This window comes from Dethiosulfatibacter sp. (genome assembly GCF_983023055.1).
On the sequence record NZ_CEZJXU010000451.1, the window covers coordinates 1 to 207 of the forward strand.

The window sequence follows — 207 nt, forward strand, 5'->3', positions numbered from 1 at the left end:
GTATACCGCCATGCAGTACATTTTTAAAACCCGAAAGATGCGACTGTGGTTCCCATTCTGCAACGATATAATCGCCATCTTCAAAAAAGTCCATTCTTAAACCATTGACATTATGTGGAGAGCAGCCAAAACAATTGCCATTATCGCCATTTATAAAAGGGTTGATTATCTTTTTCATATGTTATTTATTTTATTGTAATATCAATG